Genomic DNA, 24,041 nt, shown 5'->3' with positions numbered 1-24,041 from the left:
TTGCCATGTCCATCGTCAACGAGGAGCTTCCCATCGCCACGGGTCACGCCCGCTCCAAGACCCGGGACGAAGACAACCTGAAGCTAGAGCCCGTCCGCGGCACGGTCCTCATCGTCGAGGACGACCCGGCCCACCGCGAGCTGCTCGTGGAGCTGCTCACGACGTGGGGCTACGCACCGCTACCCGTCGGCAGCGCCGAGGAGGCCGAGTTCGCCGTGCGCAACAAGCGCATGGACGCGGCCATCGTGGACGTCTTCCTGCCTGGGCGCAGCGGTACCAACCTCATGGCCCGCCTGCGCGAGAAGTTCCCCCAGGCCGTCCTCATCGGCGTGAGCGCCATGAGCGATGCGTCCATGGCTCGCAAGTGCAAGGGGCTGGGGGCGGATCTGTTCATCGGCAAGCCGCTGTCGCCCGAGAAGCTCGCCCAGGCGCTCCAGTCCCGGCACACCAGCTGGCACTGAGCCGCCACTCCCTCTGCCCTCCGGCTCGGGGTGGGTACGATTCGGTTGCGCGGAGGGAGGGAAGCGCGGACACTTCCCTCTGTGCAGACACTCGCTCCTGGCCTCCTGGTGGCCACGCCACAACTGACGGACTCGAACTTCCGCCGCTCGGTCATCCTCATGCTCGAGCACAGCGAAGGCGGGTCCATGGGCCTCATCATCAACCGGGGGGCCGCGCTGACGCTGGGGGAGCTGGCCAAGAACCAGTCCCTCGAGATCGCCCCCGAGCGGGTGAACCAGCCCGTCTTCATGGGCGGCCCCGTGGAGAACCACCGCGGCTTCGTCCTCCACAACGACGAGCGTGTGACGGAGAAGCACGAGGTGGTGCCCGGCCTCTTCCTGAGCCTCACCCTGGATACGCTCGGGCCGCTCTTGAAGAACCCGGCGGCCCACCTGCGCTTCTGCCTGGGCTACGCCGGTTGGGGCCCTCAGCAACTGGAGAGCGAGCTGTCCGCCGGCTCCTGGCTCTATGCCGAGGCCTCCGCCCGGCCCGTGCTCGAAGGAGACCCGGGCCTGCTCTGGGACAGCACCATCCGGAGCATCGGGGTGGATCCTGCAATGCTTCTGAAGGGGAAGGGACTGAACTGATGCTTGATCCAAATGCCATCCGCGAGCGGATTCTGGGAACGCTGCCCGGCTCGGAAGTGGAGGTGCACGACACCACCGGCACCGGAGACCACTTCGAGGCGCGTGTGGTGAGCCCCGCCTTCGCGGGCAAGTCCATGGTGGAGCAGCACCAGCTGGTGTATGCGCCGCTGCAGGACTGGCTGAAGACCGGCGAGCTGCATGCGCTGGCACTGAAGACCTATTCGCCCGAACAGTGGAAGAAGTTCGGCAATCGCTAACGAGGTAATCGAATGATCTCCCCAGAGCTGAAGACACGTTTCGACGAGGCGGTTCGCGGTCACAAGATCGTCCTCTTCATGAAGGGCAATGCGCTGTTCCCGCAGTGCGGCTTCTCCGCGCGCGCGCTGCAAATCCTGCAGCAGCACGGGGATGTGCATACGGTGGACGTGCTGGCCGATCCCGAGGTCCGCCAGGGCATCAAGGAGTACAGCAACTGGCCCACGATTCCCCAGGTGTTCATCAACGGGAAGTTCGTGGGGGGCTCGGACATCCTCATGGAGCTGGAAGAGCGCGGCGAGCTGGCGGACATGGTCGCCGGCAAGGGCGCGTAGCCTCCCTCTCGACGTGGCAACCGCAACACCGCGCACCTCTGAAGAGACGGCTGCTCCCGCGGAGCCGGCCGAGGCCCCGGTGCCCGTGGGCCCGCTGGGGCTCGTCTCCGAGGTGCCGGCCGCCGTTCCTCCTGAGGACCTGGTCGCGACGGAGAAGGCACCTACGTTGAAGGCGCGGGTCCGGGACTTCCGGACCCGCCATGCGAAGTGGGAGCTGGCGCTCTTCTTCTTCGCGAGCTTCGCCTACGACATCGCCACGCTGCGGCGTATCGACAACTGGTTCGTGCTCACCAAGCAGGGCCTGTTCCTGGGCGTGCTGGGCCTGCTGCTGCTGGTGGAGCTGCGCTGGAGCTGGGACACGGAGCCGCCGCGGTGGTTGGCTCGGGTGTGGCGCTTCCGCGAGGACGCGCTGCACTTCTTCCTGGGTGGACTGCTCAGTCCCTACACCCTCTTCTATTTCAAGAGCGCCTCCGGGCTGACGGCGTTCCTGTTCCTCGCGGGCGTCTTCGGGCTGCTGGTGGCCAACGAGCTGCCGCGCTTCCGGGCACGAGGGCCGGTGGTGCGCTTGGGCCTCTTCAGCTTCTGCGTCACCTCGTACTTCGCGTACCTGCTGCCCGTGGCGCTCGGCTACTACAGCGGGACGCTGTTCATGCTCGCGGTGGGCCTGTCCTGCGCAGCGACGGTGCTCACCTTCTTCCTGGTGCGTGCGTGGAGCGGGGCCTGGCGGCGCACGCTGCGGCATGTGGCGCTGCCGGGGCTGGGCGTCCAGGTGCTGCTGCTCGGGCTGTACCTGCTGAAGGCCATTCCCCCGGTGCCGCTGTCCATGCTGTCCAGCGGCATCTACCACGGCGTGGAGGTGGTGAAGGGGCCGAAGGGCCGGGACTACCGGCTGCTCCACGAGCGCTCCGAGTGGCGGCTCTGGGAGCGTGGGGACCAGGACTTCCGTGCGCGCTCCGGCGACCGCGTCTACTTCTTCGCCAGCGTCTTCGCGCCTACGAGCTTCAAGCCCCAGCACGCGCGGGACCGGGGCACCCGGCTCGTCATCCGCTGGTACCACGACGACTCGGAGAAGGGCTGGACGCAGTACCACGCGTATGACGACCTGTACCTGGAGCAGGGCGGGCGCGAGCAGGGCTTCCGGACCTTTGCGTACGTGACCAATCCGCGGCCCGGGGACTGGCGCGTCTCCATGGAGACAGAGGATGGGCGAGAGATTGGCCGCCTGTCCTTCACCGTTACACCTGACGACTCCACGGCACCTCGCGAGTTCAAGGTGGACGCAGGTTAGGCCGCGGCCTTCAGAATGCACTCATGACTGGAGACACCGCGATGCGGACCGCTTCCCATTGGAGCCGGTATCCGGAGCTGCTCACGAGCGACCATGCTTTGCTCGATCGCATTGGCACCGTGAGCGATTACCCCGAGGGAACCACCCTCATCACCCAGGGGGAGCGGCCCGAGGCGTTGCTCCTGCTGCTCGAGGGTCGCGCGGCCATCCTCCTCGGCCAGGTGGAGGTGGACCGGGTGGCGAGGGGAGACATGCTGGGAGAGATGTCCTTTCTCGGCAACGATCCGGCCAGTGCCTCCGTGGTGACGCTCTCGGCGAGCCGCGTGCTGCGCATTCCGCGTGCGGCAGTGGAGCAGCAGGCTGCCTCGGATCCGGGCTTCGCGGTGCGGCTGTACTGCGGCCTGGCCCTGCTGATCGCCGAGCGTCTGCGCGAGCGCAACCGCCGGCTCTTCACCCAGGAGCTCACCGCCGCGGACTACGCAGCGGCCTGGACGGACACGCTCACCTCTCTGCGCTCCATTCAGCTTCCGCCGATCGTGGAGCGCTACGTCGCCGCCTATGAAGAGGTGGGGCACCGAGGGGCCTTCCTGTGGCGCTGGTGCTGGCGCGGCGTGGACGAGACGACCCTGCCGCTCGTGCCCGAGGACTGGAAGGAGCACCTGCTCTCCACCAAGTTGCTGGCCATCATCCTCAACGTGCTGCTGGATGACCTGGCGGACCAGCGCGGCTCGGAGCAGCTCCTGGAGAGTGCCCTGTCCATTCCCTTCCACCCCCAGGGGAGGAACGCGCCCCCGCCAGAGGTGCCTCCTGAAGAGCGGCGCTACTTCGCCCTCATCGCGGACCTGTGGCATGCCATCGAGGCGCGCGTACGGGAGCTGCGGTACCACGACGCCTATCGGCCGCTCTACGTCTTCGACTACCAGCAGGTCTTCAACAGCATGCGCTACTCCGTGCTCACGCGGAACCGGCCAGCCCTGCACAACCTCGCGGAGAACCGGGCGTACTCTCCGCACAACATGAACATGATGGTGTTCGCCACGATCGACCTGATGTCGGCGCCGGTGGAGGCCTCTGAGTTGGGCGCCATCCGCGAGGGCATCTGGTACGCGCAGAGCATGGGGCAGATCGCCAACATGGCGGCCACCTGGCGCCGCGAGGTGGTGGCGCGGGACTTCGCCAGCCGAGTGTTCGTCCAGGCGCTGGATGCCGGGGTGCTGACTGCCGGAGAGCTCCAGAACCTGCCACCGGAAGACATCACCGCTCGCATCGAGTCCTCCGGGATGGAGGAGCGACTGCTGTCCGAGTGGACGGAGCAGCGTCGGCGGTTGGACGTGCTGATGAGCCGGGTGCGCTCCTTTGACATGGTCAGGCTGGTCCGGGGCGTGGACACCCTGCTCGGGATGCACCTGGCCGCACGGGGGCTCATCTGAGGAGGCCTTGAATATCCGGCCTGGGATTTCGTCCGAGAAATGATGCGCTCCCTCTTCCTGGCTCTCCTGGTGCTCGTGGGCGTTCCTGGCCTCGCAAGAGCCCAAGTCGTGACGCCCTACAACCCGTTGATCGCGGGCGTACCCATGACCTGCATGTCCTCCCAGGGCGTGCCGGTGGCGTTCGTGCCGAACACCTCACTTGCGGACGTGGGGCTGTGGTTCTCCGGATGGCCCGGTGTTCCGGCGCACGTCGAGTACAACCCCGGACTGCTGGCGCGGCTGCCGCCGGCTGTGCAGCTCTTCTGGTTCGGCCATGTGTGCGCGCACGATGTGCTGGGGGCCGGGTCGAACGAGGAGAGCGCGGACTGCTGGTCGCTCCAGTTCCTGAAGCAGCAGGGGCTTGTGACGCGTGCCCAGGCCGCAGAGCTCCAGTCCTACCTCCTGACCGCCCCGGTCGTTCCGTGGAGCGAGCGGCCCGGACGTGTGCGTGTGCAGCAGCTGCTCTCCTGCTACGACCGCTCGTCCTCACTGCCCTACGCGGCCCAGGGGGCCATCTTCCAGACCGGCGTGCCCGTGGAGACCAAGGGCGAGCCGTATCCCGGAGTGAAGCGCTGGCGCTTCTGCAGCCACATCCCCGGAGTGTCCGCGCCCACCTCGAGCGGCCATGTCACCCAGGACTCTTGTGAGCGGGCTCGCACGAAGCTTCAGGAGGGGCACTCGGACTACGTCGTCACCGAGTGCCTCCTCACCTCGGCAGAGCGGTGCTCCGCGGAGCGGCGTTAGCGCTTCTCGCTCCAGATCTGCTTCATCCAGGCCTCGACGTCCTTCGACTCGCGGGGGATGTCCTCGGACAGCACGCGGCAGCCCGTCTTCGTCACCAGCACGTCGTCCTCGATGCGCACGCCGATGCCCCGGTACTTCGCCGGCACCGTCAGGTCGTCCTTCTGGAAGTACAGGCCCGGCTCCACCGTCAGCACCATGCCCGCCTTCAGCTTGCCGAACTTGTACGCCTCCTGCCGCGCCTGCGCGCAGTCATGCACGTCCAGGCCCAGCATGTGGCTGACGTTGTGCAGCGAGTAGCGCTTGTAGAACTGATGCTCCTCCTTCAGCGCCTCCTCCGGCTTCGTCTCGAGGATGCCCAGCTCGTACAGGCCCTCGGCCAGCACCCGCATGGCCACCCGGTTGGGCTCCATGAAGTCGTTGCCCGGCTTCACCGCGGCGATGGCCTGGTTCTGCGACTCCAGCACCAGCTCGTAGATTTCGCGCTGCTCCTTGGAGAACCTGCCGGAGATGGGCAGCGTGCGCGTGATGTCCGCCGTGTAGAGGCTGTTGCCCTCCACGCCCGCGTCCAGCAGCAGCAGCTCGCCCTTCTTGATGTCGCCGTCGTTGCGCGTCCAGTGCAGCACGCACGCGTGGTGGCCGGCCGCGGCGATGGTGCCGTAGCCCACGTCGTTGCCCTCCACCCGCGCGCGCAGGTTGAAGACACCCTCCACCTCGCGCTCGCTCCGGGCTGCCTTCAGCCGGCGGATGACGTCCTCGAAGCCCCGGTGCGTGGAGTCGATGGCCGTTTCCAGCTCCCGCACCTCCAGCTTGTCCTTGATGAGCCGCATCTCGGACAGGGCCGTGGCGAGCTGCTTGTCGCGCTCCGTGTGCTCGGGCACCGAGCCGTCCACCTTGGCCGAGTGGCCGCGCAGCACGCGCGTGGGAATCACCGCCGCGCCCCGCAGGCCCTCCAGGAAGGTCTGCAGCTCGGGCAGGCCGCGGGCCTCGTGCACGCCGAAGCGCGCCTGGCTCTCCTTCACGCCCAGCCGAGGGCCCACCCACAGCTCGCCCTTCACGCGGTCCGTGAAGAAGGTGGAGTCGCTGCGGCCCGGGTTCGGCTCCACGAAGAGGATGTCCGTGTGGCCGCCGCCCTCCTTCGGTTGGAGGACCAGCACACAGTCAGGCTCCATGTTGCCCGACAGATAGTAGAAGTCCGTGCCGGGCCGGAAGCGGTAGTAGGTGTCGTTGGCGCGCACCTTCTCGTGGCCGGTGGGGATGACGAGTGTCTCGCCCGGGAAGAGCTTCGAGAGCTCCCGGCGCCGGGCCGCGAAGACCTCCGCGCCCTTCATCTTCGGAATGGGCTTGCCGCTCTGCGGCTTCCACCCCTGCATCATGAAATCGAGCAGCGCCTGGGGCGGGGCCGTGTCGTGGCTGGCGGGCTTCGCCTTCGACTCGGACTCCGGGGTGACGAGGGGCTGCTGCTCCGGCACCTGCTCCTGCTCGGTGGCCGCGACGGCCTGGGCTCTGGATGGGGTCTTCTTCGCCATGGGGGCGACTCTTCAACAACCCGTCGCACCCCTTCAAGCCCGATGCACCGCGTCGCGTGCGCAGTGTCCTCCCGTGGAGGTGCTGCTTCCCCGGCGAATCATGTTATTCCTAGTCTATCCGGCTTCCCGTGTGTGGTGGGACATGCGGACCCCAGCGATGAGCGACGAAGAGCAGACAGCGATTATCGAGAGCAGCCGAGGTCTTCTCGTCAGCGGCTCCATGGGCTCCCTGGACAACCGCACGCCCATCACCACCCCGGGTATCTCCATCGCCGAGCGGCGCTCGCTGGAGCCGGGAATGTGGGTGACGGGCCGCTACCTCATCCTCGAGCAGCTGGGGCAGGGCGGCATGGGCCGCATCTGGCTCGCCGAGGACACCCAGGAGCAGCGCCGCGTCGCCCTCAAGGTGATGCAGGTTCCCGAGGGGCTGCCGCCCGGCAAGGTCGAGGAGCTCGTGTTGATGTTCCGCCACGAGTTCTTCGCGATGAAGCGGCTGCAACACCCGGGCACCCTCAAGGTCTTCGACTGCGGGCTGACCGAGTCGGGCCATCGCTTCATCACCATGGAGGCGGTGGACGGCCAGGACCTCAGCCGGCTGGCGCGTGAGCAGGTGCTCGATACCCGCACGATTTATCGCGTCCTCATCCAGATGGCGCAGGTGCTGGCCTTCATCCACTCGCGCCTCTACGTGCACTGCGACATCAAGGCCAGCAACGTGCGCATCACCGGCTCTGGCGCGGTGAAGCTGATGGACTTCGGGGTGATGCACCAGCTGGGCACGCCGGGCTTCGGCCGGCTCAAGGGCACCCTGGAGTACCTCGCCCCCGAGTGGCAGCGCGGCGCCTGCATCGACGGGCGCGCGGACCTCTACTCGCTGGGGGTGATGGCCTTCTTCCTGGCCACGCGCCAGTTGCCCTTCAAGCGAGACACCCCGGCGGCCCTGCTGGCGGAGCACCTCTTCAAGCCCGTGCCACGGCCTTCCAGCATCTGCGCCGTGGAGCCGCAGCTGGAGGAGATCATCCTCATGCTGCTCGCCAAGGATCCGCGCGAGCGCTTCCAGGACGCCTCCGAGCTGTTGGCGGCCCTGTGTCACGCCAGCGGCGAGCCGCTGCCCGAGGAGCCCCTGGCGGCGCGTGCCAGCTATCTGCACGTCCCGGAGGTGGTGGGGCGGCAGGCGGAGCTGGAGCTGTTGCTGCGGGCGCTCCAGAAGGCAGGCCAGGGCCAGTCGCGCGCGGTGCTGCTGGGGGCTCCCGCGGGCGTGGGCAAGTCGCGCCTGCTACAGGAGTTCGAGCTGCAGGCCCAGCTCTCCGAGGTCGCCGTCGGGGTGGGCCAGTGCCGTGCGGAGGGACTGGCACCCTTGGCGCCCATCGCCCAGGCCTTGCGGATGCTGGTTCCGCGTACTCCGAAGGAGCTGATGGAGCGGCTGGGACCGCTGCTGGGCAAGCTGGTGCCAGCGCTCTCCACCGGGCCGGCGCCCACCTTCCGGGACCCGGGCGCGGAGAAGATGGCCGTCTTCGGAGCCCTCGCCGAGTGGCTCCTGACGTTGGGGCAGGAGTCCACCTTCGTCCTGTGCATCGAGGATCTGCACTGGGCGGACACCGCGTCGCTGGAGGTGCTCAACGTCATCATCCGCTCGCTGCACCAGACACGCGGAATGGTGGTGGCGACCTTCCGCTCGAACGAGCTGAATCGGCTGAGCCTGGCCTTCGAGACGGTGGACCAGGGGCTCACCTCGCGTCTGGAGCTCGCGCCGCTGACGGCCGAGCACCTCGATGTGCTGGTGCGCCTGGTGCTGCCCGGCCTGGAGGTGCCCGCGGGCTTCGTGGATCGACTGCACGCCATCACTGGGGGCAATGCCTTCTTCGCCACCGAGTGCCTGCGCATGCTGGTGGAGAGAGGGGCCCTGCTGCGCGTAGGCGGCCGTTGGACGGTGGTGGGGAACCTGGACGGGCGTGCGCTCCCGGAGAGCATCCGGGAGGCGGTGCTGGTGCGGTTGGCCAACCTGCCCGAGGAGCAGGTGGCGCTGTTGCGGCGGCTGGCTCCGGCGGGCCGAAGCCTGGAGCTGCCGCTGGTGCGCGCCCTGGCGGACCTGTCCGAGGCGGATTTGTTCCAGGCGCTCGATGAGCTGGTGGAGCGGCAGTTCCTCCAGCGCGTGGAGGGCCGCTGCGTCTTCACCCACGACACCGTTCACGAGTCGCTCCACGAGAGCACCCCGGAGGCGGAGCGGCGGGCCCATCATGGGCGTATCGCGGAGATCCTCCAGCAGTTGGGCGGCAATCGGCCGGGCGTGGCGCGGGCGGTGGGTTATCACTTCACGCGCTCGAACGAGCCGCAGCGCGCCGTCGTTCCGCTGCTGCGCGCTGGGCATGCTTCCATCGAGGCCAAGGCCCTGCTGGATGCCACGCTGGTGCTGAAGGAGGCCGCCGCGCTGCTGGAGGCCGGGCCCCGTACTCCCGAGCGGGTGGAGCAGCTCATCCGCACCTGGGTGACGCTCATCGAGATTGGCTACGTGAGCGATCCTCCCACCTCATTGCTCTATGCGGAGAAGCTCTTCGCGCATTGGGCGGCCACGGTGGACCTTGCCGCGGGCCGGCGGAAGGCGGTGGGGCTGTTGGCGGCGGCGATCGCAGCGCCGGAGACCGAGCGCTCCGAGGTGTTGCGGCGAGTCATCCGGGAGATTCCGCTCGAGGCGCGGATGGCGCCCGCGGAGGTCTTCTGGAAGCAGGCGGAGCTGCAGATCTTGCAGAGCATCGCGCAGGCCATCATGGGCCGCACGACGGAGTTCCACGCGCTGCTGGAGCGCGTGCAGGCCGAGCACCCGGTGGAGTCTCCCTACCGCTCTGGCGCCCTCATCGCGCGGGGAGCGCTCAGCGCGCATACCGGCCGTTTCGCGGGCGTGGTGGAGGCTCAGCGCACGGAGGTGGATCGGCTGCGAGCCTTCCGGGATGCGGTGGCGCAACCGCCCCGGCGCCTGGCCTGGGCGCTCGGCATGGGCTGCTACTTCCTGAACATGAACCTGGCGCTGCGCGGCGAGCCGCTCGACGCGATGGCGATGCAGGACGGGTTCGATGTGGCGGACACCTACGGCTTCACCGACATCCGCATCTACCACCTGCAGTCGCAGATCGTCCGCGCCTCCTTTATTGGCGATGCCTCGGCCTTCGTCCCCCCCTTCAGCGAGAAGCAGGAGCTCATCCGGCGCTTGGGACACCCGCGCCTGCCGGAGCGCAACCTCGCCATCTACACGCCGCCCTACTACCTGGAGCGCGGCGAGCACGAGCTGGTAGCCGCGGTGGTGGCCAGGGGCGAGCAGCTCGCCCAGGTGTTGCCTGGGGACCGCTGGTTGAAGTTGTACGTGCTGGTGTACTCGGCGTGCCGGGATGTCCTCTTCGAGGACGTGGCTGCCGCGCGCGAGTCGCTGCCGAAGGCGCTGGAGGCCTCTCGCGCGGGAGACTTCCGCATGGAGACGCTGGTGCGCGTCTACCAGTCCCGTTTCGAGCGAGCCCAGGGCCGTCTGGACGTCGCGAGGGAAGCCGCGGAGGCGGCGTTGAGGCGCGCGCTGGACCCGGTGCTCACCAATCCCTTCGATGAGATCCTCGCCCGCCGCGCGTTGGCGCCGCTGGTGCCGGTGGAGGAGGGGGATGCACACCTGACCCACGCGCTCGCGTTGGCGGAGGCCACGGGCAATGTGCTGCAGGCGGGCCTGGTGCACCTGGCGTTCGCGGAACGGTGGATGCAGCAGACGCCCGAGCGGGCCGGTGAAGCCCTCGACGCGGCGGAGAATGCCCTCTTCGCGGTGAGGGCCGGCGCGTTGCTGCCGCGAGTGGAGGGACTCCGCGCCACGCAGCGGTCCCTACGCCGTGTGTGCGGTGGCCTCCCGTAGCAGCGCGAGCTGCCCGAGGAGGACAGGAACGGCCGTCTCCACCCGGAGGATGCGCGGGCCGAGGGAGAAGGGGCGGAAGCCGTGCGCTTCTAGCAGCTCCGCCTCGAAGGGCACCCAACCTCCGTCCGGCCCTACAGCCATCACCACGCGCGGTGCCGCCTGGACGCCGACCCGGTGCAGGGGCTGTTGCGCGGGAGGGTGGGGGAGGAGCCGAAGGGCCTCGGTGCCGAAGACGGCGTCCAGCTCGTCCTCGACGAAGGGGCGGAAGCGCTCGCGGATGAGCACCTCCGGGAGGCGGGTGTCGCGAGCCTGCTCGAGTCCCTGGAGGAGAAGCTCCTCGACGAACTCGGGGGCCAGCACCTTGGAGTCGAAGTAGCTCTTCTCCACGCGCGCGGCGTTGACGAGCACCACGCGATCCACGCCGAGCTGGGCCGCCGCGGGCAGCACGCGCTTCAGTGCCTTGGGTCGAGGGATGGCGAGCAGCAGGTCCACACCGGCCCTGGGCGGCGGCGAGTCGGTGAGGGAGACGCGCAGGCGCAGCAGGCCCGGGGTGTTCTCCAGCACCTCGCCAGTGCCCACGAGCCCACCGAGCTTGCCCACGCGCAGAGTCTCTCCGGGCTCGGCGCGGAGCACCTCGCGGGCGTGCTGGGCCCTGCGGCCCGTCATCTGGACGGTGCCGTCGGGGAGGAAGTCAGAGTCCTGGAGGAGGAGGAGGTTCAAGGCAACGGCTCAGTGCTGGGTGTCCACCGGCTTCCCGTCCATCACCTTCTCGCGGGTGCTCTGGGACTCCTCGGCCTTCTTCACGACCTCGCGAGCCCGCTCGAGGAGCTCCGCGGGAGTGGGAATCTTGGCTTTCTCCAGGGGGCCCGTGGGACTGGGGTTCTTGTCGGCACTGGGCGGAGACGATGGGCCGGACGAGGACGGCGTTCCTCCAGGGCGGGGTGAAGACTCCGAGAGCTGGGACTCCGCCAACTGCTCCCGGAGGCGTTGGACCTCCTCGACCTTTTTCACCGTGTCGCGAGCCTTGTTGAGGAGCTCCGCGGGAGAGGCGATCTGGGGGTTCTCCAGCGGCTCCTTGGAGCTTGGGCCCTTGGCGGTATCGAGCGAGGGCTCGGGCTCAGGAGGCGGCTGTGCTCCGAGATTCAAGGACCCGCTCACCGTGAGGACCTGGGCCTCCACCGGCCTGGCCCGGGAGCGATACCGCTCGGGGACGTCGCTGAGCGAGCCCACGAAGTGGACCGTCTTCTTCTCGTCCTCGTACTGGTACATGTCCGCGGCTGCGGTGAAGGCCTGCTTCTCCTCAGGCGCAACCGGGAAGCCCTCACCGTCGAAACCCAGGCGGGGAGTGTGCCCGTCCACCGTCTCGAACTCGACGGCCTTCCCGTCGGAGGTGTAGCGCGGTGGTGCTCCCGGGAAGCCCCCATGGCCCGTCACCCAGATGATGCGAAGGGCGGGTTCCCGCACTTCGATGGGCGAATCGAGGAGCGCCCCGGCCTTCGCCCCCTTCACGCGCACGCCATGCTCATAGAGCGTGGCGACCTCCGCGTCTCGCCAGTCTCCCTTCGTCCGGAGGGACGCGGGGCTGGGGTCAATCACGAGCACCCGCTTTCCATCCGGGGAGACGAACTTGAGCTGCTCCCGCGTCGCGATGCAGGTGTCCCACTTCCACATCACCTTTCGCTCGTCCCTGGGCGACGACCACGTCGAGGTGCTCGTGCACCGGGTGCTCTTGCCGTTGCGGAGCGCGGTCTGCTGAACCTCAGCGTTCCCGTCGGCGGAGCGCGCCGTCCAGGTTTGTTCAGGAATCTCGTCCGCGGGAGAAGCCTGCGCTTCGGAAGGTTGAGCGTCGAAGGGCTGGGTCTCGGAAGGCTGAGCGTCGGAAGGCTGGGCCTCACCGGGAGCATTTGGAGAGGCAGGCTGCGCACCGAGCGCCTGCTCGGTGCTGGGCGGCCGTTCGGGCACGTTCGCTGGCTCGGGCGGGGTGGGCTGCTGACAGCCACTCACGAGCAACACCACCGCCAGACTCCTCAATCGCATGCAGCCCTCGGTGCTTTGTGTCGGGAGGGCGGAGCGTACACGACTCCCAGCAGCGCCCGGAAACCCCTTCTCCTCGTGGGTTCTCAGGGCCTGGGAGTTTGTCGCTGGGCTCCCGTCTTACGGGGCCGCGGGCGCGGTTGCCTCCTCGGCGTGCGGGTGCACCCAGCGAGGCCTTCGCTCGCCCCGGTGTGCGTTCAGGTAACGCACGAAGCGAGGGAAGACGTCGCGTGCGCAGTCCTTGCCCATGAAGACGTCCTGGTGCCCGTACCCGGGGATGACCTCGAGCGAGTGCCGCCCCGGCGCGAGCGACTCGAGCCGCTGGTAGCAGACAATGTTCGAGTCGGTGAAGACGTGGTTGTTCTCGCCGGTGACGAGCAGAACGGGCGTTTCAATCTCCTCGGCGAACTCGAAGTAGTCGTCGGGCAGGTAGTCGAGCCTCGGGTCGGAGGGGTCGTACTTCACGGCGCCACCGGCCCCCACCATCTTCCGCACGTGCCGGTAGTAGTGAACGCTGGTGGGGCCGTAGAGATCTCCGCCACGCGCGTGGGTGACGTCGTGCAGGTTCTCGTGGTGGTAGAGCGCGGGCCAGCCGGTGCCCCACATCATGCTGAGCATGTGGCAGGCCGGCACGTCGCACTCGTGGTGGAGCAGATCCACCGCCCGTCCGACGAGGCCGCTCCGAGAGAGGATGGGCTCGTGGCTGGCGTTCGGGTCGAGGTACGGCAGGTCCAGCACGCGCTCGACAAAGAAGGGCGCCACGGAGAGCTTCAGGCGAGACCACGAGGGGATGCGCGGAGTGAGCGCCACGCTGTTGGCGATGACGCTGGTGATGTCCTCCACCGCACCGCCGAACAGGCTCATCATGAAGGAGACCGAGCCCAGGCAGTGGCAGATGACATGCAACCTCTTGTCTCCCACTTCCTGGCGGATGCGGGCCACGGCCGCCGGCATGTCGAACGCGGCGACGTCATCCATCGTGTAGCGATGCCGCATGAGGTTGTACGGGTGCCGGTTGCTCATCCGGAAGTCGAGGGTCCATACATCGGTGAAGCCATGGTCCAGCAGGTACCGGACCAGGTTCTCGTGCTCCGGCATGATGAACATGTCGCTCGACGTGGTGAGGCCGTGAATGATGAGCACCACGTCATCGCACGGTGCACGCTGGAACCGCAGCATGCTCAGCCCGAGCTTGTCCTCGGTGGTGAAGTGATGGGTGTCGACATCGGTGTCCGGGACACCCTCCAGGGTGAACCGAGCCACGACGCGCTCGTGCTCCATGGAGCGCCTATCCTTTGTCCTTGGCGAAGAGTGCATACGTACCTTCCTCTGTGGGGGTGGTGAGCCAGGAGGGGCTCAGGCCGCCTCGGCCCCTGACTGCTCCTCGGCGCATAGGCGAGTGGGGCGTCTGGCGAGGATCCGCTCGGCGAAACGATTCGACAGAGCGGCAATGGTGAGCGCGGGGTTGGGACCGACGGGGCCGGGCATCACCGAGCCATCCGCCACATAGAGGCCGGGATAGCCGAAGACCTCGCCGTGGGCGTCGACGACTCCCTCGTGCTTGTTGCGTCCCATGGCGCAGCCGCCGAGCGGATGAACGGTGACAACCTGGCCCAGGTACCCGAGTGGGTTGTGCACCAGCTCTCCCTCGAGGGCCGCGGCGATCTCCTCCATGGCACCGCGAAGCCGCCGGAAGTATCTGGCCGAGCCACCTCGTGGGCTCCAGTCCAGGTCCAGCGTTCCGTGGCGCGTCAGCCGCAGCCTGCCATCGGGAATGTCCCGGCCCATGCCGAGCAGCGCCATGGACGTTGCCGAGTCCATGCAGGGCCCGAGTGCCTCGGCGAGCTCCGCGCCGATGTCGCTCCTGCGCTCCGTCCGCGCCCACTCCTTGGCCAGTCGCCCGACGAGCTTGAGCGAGCGCAGCATCATCGTCAGGGGGTTGCGCGACTCATACAGCCAGTTGAGGAACTCCGGCTGCCCGGCGTCCTGGATGTAGAAGCCGCGCCCGTCGCCGCCCTCGAGCGAGTCCCGGACGCGGATGGTGCTGGTGATGACGGGGCCGTTGCCGCCGTCGAGCACCCGTGGCTGGGCCGTGCCGGAGCCGCTGTCCTTGCTGCCCGTGAGGAAGGCCAGCAGGTCGCCGTTGCCCGAGAAGCGCATCCCGAGCTGCTTGCTGATACGGGGGAACGAGTGCCGGTTGCGCAGCAGGAGCTGGTTCGTTCCGAAGGTGCCCGCCGCGAGGATGAGCCGGTCCGCGGTGATGAGGTGTCGGCGAGGCTCACGGGGGAGAGGCAGTCCCTCGGTGACGCCGCTGTAGTCCACGTATTCGACGGCGTAGCCGCCCCCCACGTCCGGACGGAAGGCCTTCACCTCGCACCGGGCGCGGATCTCCGCGCAGTGGCGCTTCGCGGCGGACAGGTACGTGAAGTCGAGCGAGTTCTTGCTGCCGTAGTTGCAGCCGAGGTTGCACTCCCCGCACATGCGGCAGGTGAGGCGCGTGCGGCCATGCAGGTTGGGCGCGGACTCGAGGATGGGCTCGCCGGGGACGGGCCGCTGCCCCGGGTTGCCGAAGGTCACGCCCAACTTCGGGAGGAACCAATCGTGTCCCAGCCTCTCGGCGGCCTGCTTCATCGCCTGCGTCTTCGGGGTGGAGCGGTAGGGCTCGTGCTCGAAGGGGAAGCGCTGGGCCTTCATCATCGCCTCCACCTGGTCATAGTGAGCCTCCAGCTCCAGGCGGGTGACGGGCCAGTGCTCGTAGGCGCCGGAGGCCCGGTCCTCGCGGACGAAGGTGCGCTCGTCCTTGCGGATGAGCACGTTGGCGTAGATGAGCGAGCCGCCGCCCAGGCCGCTGGCCACCACGCCTCCCAGCCACCGGAAGGACCAGATGTTGAAGAGGCCATGGAGGCCGTGGCCCGGGTCCCAGAAGCCGTGGCGGATTTCGCGGGGGCTGCGCGGGAAGGAGCCCGGCGGGTACGCCTTGCCTCGCTCGAGCAGGCACACGCGGAGGCCCGCCTCGGCCAGCCGGTGGCACATCACCGAACCGCCAAAGCCGGAGCCTACGATGATGGCGTCGAAGTGCTCAGGTCGCGCGGTCATGCGTAGAGCTCCCAGAGATTGCTGAGGAAGAACTGGCCGAAGCGCGCCAGCGTCTGGGAGCCGCCCCGGGGCGAGCGCATGCTGGCCACCAGTGCGAGCAGCTCGCGGACGCCGACCGTGAGCACGCCCGCGCCCACCACCGGGCCCTGGGTGTCGTGGCCCTCGTGCAGGGTGGTGTGCAGTCGGGTCGTGTCTGTCCAGAGGTCCGGCCCCGGGTCATCGCGGAGGAACTTGGTGCCGGACAGGCAGTACGTGCGTTCCTCGTGCTCGAAGAGGGCGTCGTAGTGCATCAGCCGCATGAGCGGATCGTCCGAGGGCGAGAAGAGCTGGAAGCGGCCCTGTCGGATGGGGATGCACTTCGAGAAGGGAGGGAAGGAGAGGTGCCCGCCCAGCCAGGCCACGTGCTCGGGGTCCAGGAGGAAGTCCTCCATCGAGTCGATGCGGATGGTGGCGTGTAGCGACAGCCGCGTGGTGCGGCTGTGGCGCGCAGGGTGCTCCGGGTTCCTGCTGCCCAGTGCCATGGGGCCGGACATCGTCTCGTGGAAGAGCAGGTCGGGGGTGAAAGGCATGGGGGTTCCTCTTCGGGGGAGGGGGCGTGGGGCTCGGCCCTTGTTGTTCAGAGTCGAGAACTGGGGGCTGTGATGAGCGCGGGAATGGCCGAGGTAGACGCCCGCAGCGGGGCGCCGCATGCTCCCTGGGAGGGCAGGTAGGGGGGCGCGGGAAGTCACACCGGCGTACCCGGCGCCTCCTCGTCATAGGAGTTGGACCCGGAGAGGGCAGGAAGACGATGAACGTGCTGGTAACGGGGGCCACGGGCCTCATCGGAAACGCCATTGCCCTGCGGCTGCTGGCGCGGGGTCACCAGGTGCGCGCATTGGTTCGGGACCCGAAGCGGGCCGCACAGGTGCTACCGGCGGGAGTGGCGCTGGTGCGCGGCGACGTGACGGAGCCGGACTCGCTAGCGGCGGCCATGCGAGACGTGGAGTGGCTGTTTCACGCCGCGGGAATGCCCGAACAGTGGCAGCCGGATGAGACCATCTTCGATCGGGTGAACCGCCAGGGCACGGTGAACGTGCTGCGGGCCGCGCTCGCCGCGCGGGTGAAGCGGGTGGTGTACACCTCGACGATGGATGTCTTCGCCGCGCCCCGCGGGGGAAGGCTGGTGGAGACGAACCTGGACACCGCGGCGAAGCCCACCGCCTACGAGCGCTCGAAGCAGGCCGCGGAGCGGGAGGCCGAGGTCATCCGGCGCGAGGGGCTCGAGCTCGTGTATGTGAATCCAGGCGCGGTGTACGGGCCCTCGCCCGTGCATGTGGGGCTCAACTCGTTCTTCCTCCAGGTGCTCAATCGGAAGGCGCCGGCCCTGCCTCCTGGGGGGATGCCGGTGGCGTACGTGGACAGCGTGGCGGACGCGCACCTCGTGGCGGCCGAGCGCGGTATCCCAGGCGAGCGCTACCTGCTGGCGGACACGCACGTGACCAACGCGGAACTGGCGCGGGAGATCCTCCGCGTGGAGGGCGCGGGAGCACGGGTGCCGCCCACCACGCCCGCGTGGGTGATGAAGCTGCTCGCCACGGCGTCCGCGCCCCTGGCGAGGGTGTTTGGCTTTACACCCCTCATCGCACCGGGGCAGCTGTCCTTCCTGCTGTGGAACGTGAGCGTGGATGCGAGCAAGGCGCAGCGAGAGCTTGGCTTCACCCCAACGCCTCTTGCTGAGGGAGTGGAGAAGACGGTGGCTTTCCTGCGGGAGCAGGGGCTCGTGCGCGCCAGATGACTACGGGAACGTCACCCCGTCGAAGAACTCTGCGGTGCCAGCGTCCTGGCCCCACAGCTTCAGGGTGAAGGTGCCGCGCGCCTCCTCCTCCGTCATCTCCACCTCCACCCCGACGAGGCGCTTCTCCCCGGGGGGAATGGGCTCCCGCGGCCACACGCCGAGCGCCTTCCACTCCACTCCCTGGGCGCCCACCAACACCGCCCCCGCGGGCGTCCAGAGCCGCGTCCCTGTGTTCCGTAACTCCTGCTTCACGACCAGCCGCACCACCTTTCGCCCGTCCTCCAAGCGCCCGGTGTCCGAGCGGTAGCTGAGGGCCTTGATGGAGTGGAGCGTGTTGCCCGGGCGCGAGGTGACGCTCAGGGTGATGTTCTTGGCGGCGATGCCGTCCTCGCCCAGCAGTTCCTGGGCGAGCAGGCCCAGCAGACCCATCCGCCCGGCACATTCCGCCTCCAGATGCACCTTCTCCTTCTGGCATTGCCGCGCTTCCGCCCGCGCCTGCTGCTCGCCCTCCCGGTAGGAGGCCAGCGTGCGCGGCTTACGCGTCACCTCCACCTGCCGCTCGGCTTCGGAGGGGTGCACCACCAGGGTGAAGGTGACGCCCGCCGGGGCCGCGCCGTCCTGGAAGAAGACCTTCAGCGGTACACGCTCCCCGTCTCCCAGCGCTACCGTGGGCACGAGCGCGAGGCCCGTCTCATCCGCTATCACCCGGAACCACTCCCGCCTGGCCAACTCCACGTGGGCCAGCTTCGCGTCGAAGAAGAAGTTGGTGGAGAGCCCGGGATGGATGCACACCTCGTGCGCCTCGCCGGGCGAGTCCGCCGTCAGCTCGAGGTAGCGCGTGCCCTTCTCACAAGCAGGCAGCGCGGAGGGCACGGCGGCGGTGGGCTCGGCGAGCAGGCTCACTCCCACGAGGACGGCGAAGGGCAGGACGAACACGGGACACAAACCTCCAGGGGAAGCGGACGAGACCGGGGAAGTTGGCCTCTACCACACCTCCTCTCCGGTGGGGTCCGGTCCCGCCCGTCCTGGTCCGGGCCGCCCTATTTGAAACGGTCCACCACTCGTATCTCCACAACGGGGTCGACCATCATCTTTCCTGGCTCGCTGCCGGGGTGGAGCGTGAGGCCGACGTTGCCATCCGTATCCAGCACCTCCATGCACACCGGGTACGTCACCCCGTTGGGCGTACGCGCCTCGGTGAGGCGGCCGTACACCCGGCCCTCCTTGACGTAGAGCCGCCCGGAGACGCGGGTCTGGTCCGGCAGCGCGAACCGGCCGCCCGCTCCCGTGAAATCGGCCCCTGCATTCCAGTGGCCCGCCACGAGGACCGGAGTGTCCTCGTACACGCGCACGGCCCTGCCGCGCACGTCGCTCCAGTCGACGCTCGTCTTCTCCCCGATGCTCAGGCCGAGCGTGCGCGTCATCGTCTCCAGGGCCCCTGCAGGGCACTCCTGGGGGGGCGGAGCGGGGGGGGCGGGCGGCACCTGCTGCTGGCCAGCAATGCAGGCCTGGAGGGCGAAGCCGGTGAGGCCGGCACACGCGTTGCGCACGGCGGATCCCCAGCCCTTGGGGGCTGCTTCGGGCGGGGCGTTGGGCATCTGCTGCTGCTTCACGGGGGCACTGTCCTTTCGGGGCGTCACTGGCGGGGCGGCGGCCGCGGGAGGGGGCGCCTCGGGTGTGGCAGGCGCGGCCACGGCTCGCACAGGTTCCGGTACGGGCTCTGGGGGCGCCACTTCCTGGCCGGAGCCGAGCCACCACGCCCCCAGCGCCAGGGCCAACCCCACGCCCACCCCCGCAAGTACCCGGCCCCGCCGTGCCCACGGCTTCACGGCGGGCCGTCTCTCCGGGTGCAACGGCAGCGTCCAGGACGCGTCCGCCCCGGCCTTCACCGCCTCAAGCGCCTCGTACAGCGCCACTGCGCCCGGGTAGCGCTCCTCGGGCTTCTTCGCCAGCAGCCGCAGGCACACCGCCTCCACCTCTCGGGGCACGCGCGGGTTGACGAGGCGAGGCGACAGCGGCGCCTGGTTCAGCACCGCCTCCACGTCCACTCCGCCGTCGTCGGTGAAACGGAAGGGGAATCGACCCGTCAGCAGGCAGTAGAGCACCACGCCCACCGCGTAGAGGTCATCCCCCGGCCCGGCCCGGTAGTGCGCGCCCGCCACGCCCACGTGCGCGCGGGCATAGGCCCAGGCCTCCGGAGCGCGGTAGGGCAGCGTGCCCGGGGGAAACATCCCCTTGGTGAGGGTGGGGCTTCCCTTGCGGTAGCTCACTCCGAAGTCCACCAGCACCGCCTGCCCGTCGCTCTCGCGCACCAGCACGTTGGCTTCCTTCACGTCGCGGTGCACCACGCCCGCCTCGTGCATCACCGCCAGCGCGCGTGCCAGCTCCAACGTTCGTTCCACCACCTCGGCCACGGTACGCCCGGGCACCAGTCCCCACTCCTCCAGCGTGAGGCCCTCAATCAGCTCCAGCTTCAGCCAGAGGAAGCGGGGGTTGTCCTCGGGCCACTGGCCGCCGCCGAGCTGGCGCGCGAGGTTGGGGTGGCGCAGGCGCATGCCCAGCGACAGCTCGCGCCAGGCTCGCTCGGCCCGCTCCTCGCCCTGGTCCAGGGGCAACAGCTTGAGGGCGTAAAGACGGCCCTCGGGGCTGCGCACCAGGTACACGGTGGCGAAGCCGCCGGAGCCCAGCTCTCCTTCCACCACGTCCCCGCCAATGCGGGTGCCAGGTGGCAGCGGGGACGCGTCGGGCGGACGCAGGGCCCCCATTGCCGCGACAGGAGGCGGGGGGCTCGGGATTGGGGGCGAAGGATGTGCGGACACGCGGGGCCTACCTCTCAAGACCTCAACGTATCAGGTCGAGTGCCCCGGTCGGTGCTCCGCGGAACGTGCTCCATCCGCCCCCCCCTCGAGCGTCATCGACTCCGCGCGCTGTGCAATAGCTCCCCAAGCCAGAGTGGTCGATGACACGTCTGCCCGTGCTCACCACCCGATGGAGCCCATCGAGATACGTTCTTGGGGTGGACCTCACTTGTCATGATGACAAGTGAAGTTTGTTTTATCCTACATATTTGTCAATCCTCACTTGTCATGATGACAAGTGAGGGTGGGGGCGTCTGGTTTTGCTCTTCGTCTGTGTTTTTGAACGCCCTTCTTGTCCTTCAGTCGCACTTCCCTTCGGGGATGGGCCGCGCGCATTCGAGGCAACTGCTTGCATTGGGGTGAGGCCCTCGAGCTCATCGGGATTCAGGGCAGCTCGCCCTTGCCGGAGAAGGATTGCATCCACGCGAGCTCGTTGCGAGCGCGGTGCACGCAGGACTCCTCGCGCAGGGGGGCGAGGGGCCAGCGGTCATAGGCTGCCTTCTTCACGGCGTCCTCCCAGTTGCCCAGTTGACCCCAGGCGGAGATGCACTCCTCGCGGGTGGGGACGTGCTGCATCAGCTCGGAGCCGGACATCTGGAGCCGCAGCCCCATGTCCAACTCCAGACGGGATGGCTGCTCGCGCAGGCGCGCGCCCACCTCGTACAGCAACCGTCCCAGCCACCGCAGCTCGTTCTCGGACAGGTGCGCCTTGCTGGCCCTGGTGCGTTGCAGCAGCCGGGTGCCGTGTGAGGTGGCCTGGGCCATGGAGGCCATCGCCCATGCATGGTGGCCGGGCACGTACATCATGTCGATGAGACCTCTCATCTCCAGGAAGAACTGCTCGCTCGAGGGCTGCTTCCACTCGCGCAGCGCACTGATCTTCTCGAGCGCCTCCAACTCCCGCCGCTCGAAGGGAGCCGCGGGCGGACTGCCGGCCAGGAAGGGGACCAGAGCGAGCTGGAGGGTGCGTGGGGACGGCCCGGCGAGCTGTCCGAGCCGCTCCTCCACCGAGGACAGCAGGAACGAGCGCAACGGCGCTTGTTCTTCGAGGGAATGGAGTTGCTCACGCAGGGCCATGAGGAGTGGCACGGACTGACTGGCGCGAACCTGCTCGAGCAACCACTGTTGCTCCTTCTCCGCCAACTCCGGGTACAACACCATCAGCGGGAAGCGCCAGGTCTCGTCGCTTGGGGACCGGGTGAACCCGTCGGAGATGACGTGATTCCACTCCAGCGGCTCGGGGAGCAGGGTGCTCTTGCTGAAATCGGGCTGTCCGAGCGCCCGCCAGGAGTCGAAGAAGGCCTGGCTCCAGCTGGGAGCTCGGGGCCGGCGCTCGGTGAGCTCCAGCAGCAAGCGTGCCTCGGGAGTGTCCCGGACCGAGGGGTGTGAGAGAACCTTCGGTACCAGGTCCGGCCGATCTGTCTGCAGGTCCCAGCACGCGTTCAACACCCGGGCCGGTGCGTAGGAGGGAGCGAGCTCGAGGGCCTTGGACAGCCGGAGACTCGCTCTCTGGCTGCCCGCGAAGCAGGGGATGGTGGCCTGCTGGGTTATCAGCACGGCGAAGGCTTCATCGCCCATCCTTCCCTCGGGCGGCCCCCCCTTGGCCAGCCCCGCTTCGGCCTCATATCCGTCGATGCTCCCCACTTCCTCGTCCGTGACGCGCCTCTCGCGTTCTCCGAGCCACTTGAAGGCGGCCCCTCCACCTCCCGCCGCGGCGGATGCCAGACCCAGCAGGGACCAGCCCAACACCCGGCGGCGAGGCCAACGATGCGTCCGTCCTCCGGCCTCCTCCGGCGGCTGCTCGCCACCAGGGGTGGCCAATTCGTCCTCGGTCGATGTGCTCATGGTGTCCCGGCTCCCGATGCTAGCGTGAGCACCATGCTCCAGACCATCAAGAGCAGGCCCCTGTGGCTCCTGCTGCTTCTGGCCGTGCTCCAGGCGGGATGTCTGGCGGAGTCGGAGCCCGACGAAGTGGCGGGGAGGTGCGGTCCACGAGACCTGACGCCGGAATGCTGTCTCAAGCAGCTCCCCGGCCAGTGGGAGCGCTGCACCGGCTCCTCCGAGATGGCGGAGGCAGCGAAGCGCGCCCCGTCCCTGGCGGCGCAGGTGGTGGCCGCCGGCACGGCGGTGGCTGTTGCGGTGATGACACCCCAGATCGGCTCGGCCGAGCGCCGGGGCGTGGAGCTGGCCGCGGATCTGCGCTCGGAGATCGAGAAGGCCATCGCGCAGTGCGCCCGCAGGGCGAACCAGGAGGTCAGCGACTACCATTTCAAGGGCCGGAGCCCGAGCGCGGAGCTCTGCAAACAGGTCAAGGTGGGCGAACAGACGACATGGGCGGCGTACCTGGGGCTCTTCAAGCACGAGCAGGCCTGGCCGTGCCTGCGCGAGGCGCTGAACAAGTTGATTCCTTCGGAGCGCTACCGGCTCCGTCCTCGCTTCCAGTTCAGTAGAGAGAAAGGGACATGGGAGTTCATGGAGGAGGACTGGGTGAGCCAGATCGTAACGGAGCAGGGCTGGAAGGGACTGGCTGGCACCATCGAGCCGGACATCATCATCCTGGACGAGAAGGGCATCATCGTCCGCGTGTACGATCTCAAGTTCCCGTGCCCGGAGACCAAGCCGGCGCGTTGGACAACGTACACAGGACGGTCTCTGGCCCGATCAATCACAGGGTGGTGTCTATGAAGATATTCTCCATGTAACCCCTCAACTTGTCTCCCCACGGTGGGGAGTGGAACAGATTGATTAGGCGAAGTTCCATGCGATACCCGAGATTGCGGCACCACACCAAGGGCGGCCGGTTGGTCGCGAGCGATGCTCTGCTCATGACCTTCTACATGCAGCACCCCAACGAGCGAATCGCTCCCGCCGTCCTGCGGGCTCTACAGATCCTTCGTGACTGGATACACCCCCGCCAACTCGCTTGGCACGATGCGGGTGAGGGCCAGGCTGACCCCCTCGACGACTCCGAATGGGAAAGGCTCCGCATGCGAACATTGAAGCCGTTACCAGACAGGTCGGCATTTCTGATACTGGATGGCGAATCCATGGAAGTGGATGATCTCCGCGTGCACTACAGGGGGTTGCATGCCTTCCCCTCCCCCTGGCCAAAGCAGGAGAACGCCGTGAGCGTCCTGTATGTGCGACTCCCCACGGCGTTCCTGGTGGAACGGGGCGCGGATCGGGTCCATGCCCTGGCCCTCGAGCTGGCCGCGGAGCTCCCCTTCAACTCGGGGTATGTGGATTTCGCCCTCTGCTCGGACGGCTTTCGTCTGGGCGAGGCTCTCAATCTCATCCGGCCGCGCTACCCGGGGGTACACCTCGCCTTGGACAGGGCGAGACTTCATATGAACACCTGTGTGGAGGGAGTGCACTGGATGAACTTCCTCGGGGAGCCCGTGCTCGGGAAGCTGGGCGGAGTGCCCGGTCTGCGCGCACACCTGGCACTCCCGGGAATCACCCTCCAGGAGATGAGTGGAGAGCGGGTGCTCATCACGCTGGGAGATCAACCGGAGGCCGGAGACGTGGAAGCGGGCCAGACACTCCCCCTGCACCGCGCACTCGCCCGGCTCCTTGAGCCTCATCTGTATCGCAGTGACATGGATGACCTCTACCCGACCACCGAGGAGATACTCCGCTGGGAGCGCCGCTTCCTGGACTGACGAGCCCCGCTGCCCCCGTTTCCCCTACA

20 protein-coding genes are annotated in these 24,041 nt (G+C 68.3%); 11 read left to right on the top strand and 9 right to left on the bottom strand.

From position 1 onward, the window contains the following. Positions 1–5: 5 nt before the first annotated feature. The 7 genes from OV287_RS39500 (at position 6) to OV287_RS39470 (ending at position 5,179) form a co-directional block, all read left to right on the top strand. Positions 6–461: a response regulator gene (locus tag OV287_RS39500; RefSeq protein ID WP_267539209.1), complete on the top strand. Its 456-nt coding sequence runs from the start codon at positions 6–8 to the stop codon at positions 459–461. 81 nt (positions 462–542) lie between these two features. Continuing rightward, positions 543–1,088, top strand: a complete 546-nt coding sequence (locus OV287_RS39495; protein WP_267539208.1) for a YqgE/AlgH family protein — start codon at positions 543–545, stop codon at positions 1,086–1,088. Further along, the gene (locus OV287_RS39490) at positions 1,088–1,345 is read left to right on the top strand and encodes a BolA family protein (protein ID WP_267539207.1); all 258 of its coding nucleotides are present in this window, start codon (positions 1,088–1,090) and stop codon (positions 1,343–1,345) included. The genes OV287_RS39495 and OV287_RS39490 overlap by 1 nt, the downstream gene beginning before the upstream one ends. Positions 1,346–1,360: 15 nt before the next feature. Next, positions 1,361–1,678 carry a Grx4 family monothiol glutaredoxin gene (gene grxD, locus OV287_RS39485; protein ID WP_267542500.1) on the top strand — a complete coding sequence of 106 codons (318 nt, stop codon included), beginning with the start codon at positions 1,361–1,363 and terminating at the stop codon, positions 1,676–1,678. 13 nt (positions 1,679–1,691) lie between these two features. Continuing rightward, a complete protein-coding gene (locus OV287_RS39480; protein ID WP_267539206.1) occupies positions 1,692–2,966 on the top strand; it encodes a DUF2914 domain-containing protein in 1,275 nt (424 codons plus the stop codon). 41 nt (positions 2,967–3,007) lie between these two features. Then, positions 3,008–4,396: a cyclic nucleotide-binding domain-containing protein gene (locus OV287_RS39475; RefSeq protein ID WP_267539205.1), complete on the top strand. Its 1,389-nt coding sequence runs from the start codon at positions 3,008–3,010 to the stop codon at positions 4,394–4,396. Between the two features lie 39 nt (positions 4,397–4,435). Then, positions 4,436–5,179: a hypothetical protein gene (locus OV287_RS39470; RefSeq protein WP_267539204.1), complete on the top strand. Its 744-nt coding sequence runs from the start codon at positions 4,436–4,438 to the stop codon at positions 5,177–5,179. Here OV287_RS39470 and OV287_RS39465 read toward each other — a convergent pair. After that, complete coding sequence (locus OV287_RS39465) at positions 5,176–6,705, bottom strand: aminopeptidase P family protein (protein ID WP_267539203.1); 1,530 nt, start codon at positions 6,703–6,705, stop codon at positions 5,176–5,178. The genes OV287_RS39470 and OV287_RS39465 overlap by 4 nt on opposite strands. A 157-nt stretch (positions 6,706–6,862) precedes the next feature. Between OV287_RS39465 and OV287_RS39460 the strand changes: the two genes are divergently transcribed. Then, positions 6,863–10,588 (top strand): serine/threonine-protein kinase, encoded by a 3,726-nt coding sequence (locus OV287_RS39460; protein WP_267539202.1) that lies wholly within the window; start codon positions 6,863–6,865, stop codon positions 10,586–10,588. Here OV287_RS39460 and OV287_RS39455 read toward each other — a convergent pair. The 5 genes from OV287_RS39455 to OV287_RS39435 all read right to left on the bottom strand — a co-directional run bounded on the left by OV287_RS39455 (position 10,559) and on the right by OV287_RS39435 (position 16,287). After that, entirely contained in the window at positions 10,559–11,308 is a 750-nt protein-coding gene (locus OV287_RS39455) for a 16S rRNA (uracil(1498)-N(3))-methyltransferase (protein WP_267539201.1), read from the bottom strand. The genes OV287_RS39460 and OV287_RS39455 overlap by 30 nt on opposite strands. A gap of 9 nt (positions 11,309–11,317) precedes the next feature. Continuing rightward, complete coding sequence (locus OV287_RS39450) at positions 11,318–12,625, bottom strand: hypothetical protein (protein WP_267539200.1); 1,308 nt, start codon at positions 12,623–12,625, stop codon at positions 11,318–11,320. 117 nt (positions 12,626–12,742) lie between these two features. Continuing rightward, positions 12,743–13,903 carry an alpha/beta fold hydrolase gene (locus OV287_RS39445; RefSeq protein ID WP_267539199.1) on the bottom strand — a complete coding sequence of 387 codons (1,161 nt, stop codon included), beginning with the start codon at positions 13,901–13,903 and terminating at the stop codon, positions 12,743–12,745. Positions 13,904–13,978: 75 nt separating this feature from the next. Next, on the bottom strand, positions 13,979–15,718 hold the full coding sequence (locus OV287_RS39440) for a GMC oxidoreductase (protein ID WP_267539198.1): 1,740 nt from the start codon (positions 15,716–15,718) through the stop codon (positions 13,979–13,981). Continuing rightward, entirely contained in the window at positions 15,715–16,287 is a 573-nt protein-coding gene (locus OV287_RS39435; RefSeq protein ID WP_267539197.1) for a hypothetical protein, read from the bottom strand. The genes OV287_RS39440 and OV287_RS39435 overlap by 4 nt, the downstream gene beginning before the upstream one ends. 218 nt (positions 16,288–16,505) lie before the next feature. Here OV287_RS39435 and OV287_RS39430 point away from each other — a divergent pair, with 218 nt between their 5' ends. After that, positions 16,506–17,492, top strand: a complete 987-nt coding sequence (locus tag OV287_RS39430) for an SDR family NAD(P)-dependent oxidoreductase (RefSeq protein ID WP_267539196.1) — start codon at positions 16,506–16,508, stop codon at positions 17,490–17,492. On the opposite strand, the gene OV287_RS39425 is transcribed toward OV287_RS39430, so the two are convergent. The 3 genes from OV287_RS39425 to OV287_RS39415 all read right to left on the bottom strand — a co-directional run bounded on the left by OV287_RS39425 (position 17,493) and on the right by OV287_RS39415 (position 22,195). Continuing rightward, positions 17,493–18,428 carry a DUF2381 family protein gene (locus OV287_RS39425; protein ID WP_267539195.1) on the bottom strand — a complete coding sequence of 312 codons (936 nt, stop codon included), beginning with the start codon at positions 18,426–18,428 and terminating at the stop codon, positions 17,493–17,495. A gap of 104 nt (positions 18,429–18,532) precedes the next feature. Beyond that, the gene (locus tag OV287_RS39420) at positions 18,533–20,257 is read right to left on the bottom strand and encodes a serine/threonine protein kinase (protein ID WP_267539194.1); all 1,725 of its coding nucleotides are present in this window, start codon (positions 20,255–20,257) and stop codon (positions 18,533–18,535) included. Positions 20,258–20,734: 477 nt separating this feature from the next. Next, positions 20,735–22,195 (bottom strand): hypothetical protein, encoded by a 1,461-nt coding sequence (locus OV287_RS39415; RefSeq protein ID WP_267539193.1) that lies wholly within the window; start codon positions 22,193–22,195, stop codon positions 20,735–20,737. Positions 22,196–22,219: 24 nt separating this feature from the next. Between OV287_RS39415 and OV287_RS39410 the strand changes: the two genes are divergently transcribed. Both OV287_RS39410 and OV287_RS39405 read left to right on the top strand, forming a co-directional pair. After that, entirely contained in the window at positions 22,220–23,035 is an 816-nt protein-coding gene (locus OV287_RS39410; RefSeq protein WP_267539192.1) for a hypothetical protein, read from the top strand. Between the two features lie 74 nt (positions 23,036–23,109). Further along, a complete protein-coding gene (locus OV287_RS39405; protein WP_308809770.1) occupies positions 23,110–24,012 on the top strand; it encodes a type VI immunity family protein in 903 nt (300 codons plus the stop codon). The last annotated feature ends 29 nt before the right edge of the window (positions 24,013–24,041 follow it).

Origin of the sequence: Archangium lansingense (genome assembly GCF_026626635.1) — a bacterium.
GTDB lineage: Bacteria > Myxococcota > Myxococcia > Myxococcales > Myxococcaceae > Archangium > Archangium lansingense.
This window is presented reverse-complemented; position numbering and strand designations above follow the sequence as displayed.